The 3592-nt window shown below is 66.3% G+C and carries 3 protein-coding genes; 1 reads left to right on the top strand and 2 read right to left on the bottom strand.

Annotated features, from left to right (window positions below; all coding sequences use genetic code 11):
- Window positions 1-445 (bottom strand): sugar ABC transporter permease (locus tag Q0066_RS01555; RefSeq protein WP_298129386.1); only part of this gene is annotated, 445 nt, incomplete at its 3' end.
- A gap of 15 nt (window positions 446-460) precedes the next feature.
- Window positions 461-1771 carry an extracellular solute-binding protein gene (locus Q0066_RS01560; protein WP_298129387.1) on the bottom strand — a complete coding sequence of 437 codons (1311 nt, stop codon included), beginning with the start codon at window positions 1769-1771 and terminating at the stop codon, window positions 461-463.
- A gap of 126 nt (window positions 1772-1897) precedes the next feature.
- Here Q0066_RS01560 and Q0066_RS01565 point away from each other — a divergent pair, with 126 nt between their 5' ends.
- On the top strand, window positions 1898-3148 hold the full coding sequence (locus Q0066_RS01565) for an ROK family protein (RefSeq protein ID WP_298129388.1): 1251 nt from the start codon (window positions 1898-1900) through the stop codon (window positions 3146-3148).
- Window positions 3149-3592: the final 444 nt, after the last annotated feature.

Below are 3592 nucleotides of genomic sequence, written 5' to 3' on the forward strand. Positions count from 1 at the left end.
TCAGTGAGTTGTTGAACAGGAACTTGAACACGTAGGAGTAGATGATCGCCGAGATCACCATCGGAATGACGAAGATCGCGCGCAGCGGGTTGGTGAACTTGATCTTCGAGGTCAGGCCCAGCGCCAGGAAGAAGGCGATGGCGTTGACCAGGATCACGGTGACGAACGCGAACAGGAACGTGAAGCCGTAGGAGGCCAGGATGTTCTCGTCGCGGAACAGCGCGATGTAGTTACGGAATCCGATCCAGCTGAAGTCACCGAAGCCCATCGAGTTGGTGAAACTCATGGTCATGCCCTCGATGGCGGGGTAGGTGATCAGCAGGGTGAAGACGGCGATGGCGGGAAAGAGGAAGAACCAGTAGATCGGCTCGACCTGACGCCGGCGATGCACGATAGGAGCCGCGGTCGACGCCTTCTGCGTCGGTTGTTGGACTGTGGACGACATGCATGGACTCCTTTGTCAGGCCCGGAAGGCGAGTCGGGACCAGTCGCGGTCGAGCTGGGCGAGCAGCGGCTCGGGAGCTTCGCCGAGGGCGATGGACTGGAAGTAGTTGGGCGCCGGAATGGTGTTGGGGATGAACTGCGAGGCGCCCATGTAGAACTTGCCCGAGTTGTAGTAGGGCTGCATGCCGATGATGCGCTCATCGGTGACCGGCGGTGCATCTTTGGTGGTGCCGAAGCCGAGGAATTTCGCGTTGTAGGGATCCTGGATGGACGGCTGCATCAGGAACTTCAGGAACTCTCGGGCACCCTCCTTGCCGTTCGCCGCCTCCGGCACCCACAGCGACAGGTCGATGTTGACCCGCACTTTGAGGTCGTCGGCGTTGTTGGTCGCCGGGAACGGAAAGGTCCCCAGATCGAGCTGCTTGCCCACCTTGTCGAACTCGCTGAACGCCCACGGGCCCTGCAGGATCATCGCGGCGGCGCCGTTGGCGAAGGCGGTGTTGCCGTCGCCGTAGCCGCGGCTGGCGGCGTCGGAGTTGATGTACTTGGTCAGCGCGACCATCTTCTTGACCGGTTCCAGCATCGTCTTCTGGAAGGACACCTCGGAGTCGGGTCCGACGTTCACCCCGATCTCGTTCATCTTCTTGTAGAACTCGGAGATGTCGACCATGCCGCCGGCCGGGTAGTCGAACCAGCCCTGCATGATCGTCCAGGAGTCCATGAAAGTCGCGTAGAACGGGGTCACCCCCTTGCCCTTCAACGTCTCGCAGACGTTGAGCAACTGGTCCCAGGTGGTCGGCACCTCGACGCCGTTGTCGGCGAAGATCCGCTTGTTGTAGATCACCGACGCCGCCATTGCCGAATAGGGCAGCACGCTGATCCGGTTCTCGTACTGCGGATAGGCCTTGGTCAGCTCGACGATATCCGGACGGATCGTGGCGGCCTGGGGGAGATCGCCGAGATCGGACAACGCGCCCCGTTCCATGAACCGGGCCATTTCCAGGTTGTAGTTCAACATGCCCAGATCGGGCGGATTGCTGCGCACGAAGCTGGCCGACAGGTTGGTGGAGATGTCATGCAGGATGCGGTATTTGCTCTGCGAGGCCGTGAACTCCTCGGCCAGCTTGCTGAAGTAGGAGACCGCCTCCGGCTTGGATTGATAGAAGGTGATGGTTTCTTGACCACTTGCGGTGCACCCGGTCAGCCAGGGTGCCGCGGCAACCGCCCCGGCGACCCCGGCAGCGGTGAGGAACGTACGCCGCGAAGGGGACCAGGTACTGAGGGGGTTGGCGTTCGTGTCGGGAACGCCTGATGAGGGTTGAGGCACGTCGTTGTCCTTCGGGTCGTCGATGACTGCGCCGGTTCCTGTGATGACTAAATCGAACTATCGCAGGAAAATGACTGCGGGTAGGATGCCGCAAGCTCGCACCGACGGTCAAGGGGGAATGCACGCATGAGCCTTACCGCCGGCCAGTTGCGTCATCGGGCGAGCACGGCCGCGGTTCTGGAGTTCGCCTGGGACGCCGGAGCCTTCCAGGCCGACCACGTCATCGCCGCGCTCGGGCTGACCCGGTCGACCGCGCTGGCGGCGCTGGACACCCTCATCGAACTCGGCCTGATCAGCGAACTGCCCAGTGCGGGCCCGGGTGAGGGTTACCGGCTGGGGCGGCCCGCGCGCCGCTTCGAGTTGCGCGCCGAAGCCGGCGTCGTCGTCGGCGTCGACGCGGGGGAGCGCCAGTTCACGGCGTCCGTCGCCGACCTCGCCGGCGAGATCCTGGCCCGGTGCTCGATCGAGGTACGTGGCTTCTCGGATGCCGCACTGGTCAGGTTCGACGATCTCGGTCCGGCCGAGCGCCCGACAGCGGCACTGCAGGCGATCGACGGCGCGCTGGCCAAGCTCGGCCGGACCCGCGCCGATGTGATCGGCCTCGGCGTCGGCATTCCGGCACCGGTCGACGCTGATGGCGGTTCACCGTCCCACCGCGCCGGCTTCTGGCAGCACATGAACAGCGGTCTCCAGAATGTTCTCGACGTGGAGTTTCCCGCCGTCCGGGTGGAGAACGACGCGGCCCTGGCCGCAGTGGCAGAGGGCACCCTCGGCGCCGCGCGCGGCCACGACGACTTCGTCGCCATCCTGGTCGGACGCCGGTTGGGCTCCGGTGTCTTCCTCGACGGACGGCTGGTGCGTGGTGCGAACGGCGGCGTCGGCGAGCTCGAGGGCCTGCGCTACGTCCCCGGCGTGGGCAGTACCCACGGCATCGGGCCACGGGCCGAGCGATGGCTGCGCCAGGAGTTGGACGCCGGACGCATCCCCGCCGACCATCCCTGGGCGGAACTGGATCAGGCCGGCCTGACGGCGGAGGCGGTGCTCTCCGCGGCGAGGCTCGACGACCCGGTCTCGCGTCCGCTGCTGGAGGAACTCGGCGCCACGATGGGCAGGATCTGCAACGTCGTGGCCCGCTTCTACGATCCCGGCGTGATCGTCGTCTGCGGCGCGATGGCCGGCGCGCTCGCTGAGGTGATCGAGATCGCCCGGATGCAGCTGGCCGCTGATTCGGAGCTGCCGCCGCCCGAGATCGTCGCCTCGCAGTTCGGTGGCGACATCGTGTCGCTCGGCGCAGTCTCGGCGGCGCGCGAGGCGGCCGCCACGGTGGCGCTCGCGCTGTTCTCCGAGCGTTACCACCGGGAACCGCCGGCCCCCTGAGCTTGCCGTCCCCTCGGTGGACCGGGGGGACGGTTCTTTTCGTTCCACCGCTGGTCGAGCTTGTCGAGACCCTCGATGGGCGCGTCGCGGCACGTCGGCACGGCGCTTCTGGAGTGGTGTGGCATAATCACGCTCAGGACGAGCCCGCACAGCAGGCTCATTCGATCCGGCACAGTCGAGGTGACAGCTCGATGCCCGCCGACCCCACCGCGACGGCGACGACCGCGGGGGTTGGCGAGGGGCGGATCCCAGTCCACAGGCTTTGCCACCACGGTGGCTTACATCAATCGGCGCCCCCGCCGATGAAGGGGAGCACATGCTCGACAACGATTCACCCACACTCACTTCCGTCTCCGACGACGCCGTGGCGCAACCGCCGGCGCCCCGCCGGCGTCGGTCGGCCAGCCGGCCCGCCGGTCCGCGGCGCGGCCGAGCCGCGGGGGG

Source organism: Micropruina sp., from assembly GCF_027492755.1.
Classification (GTDB): Bacteria; Actinomycetota; Actinomycetes; order Propionibacteriales; family Propionibacteriaceae; genus Micropruina.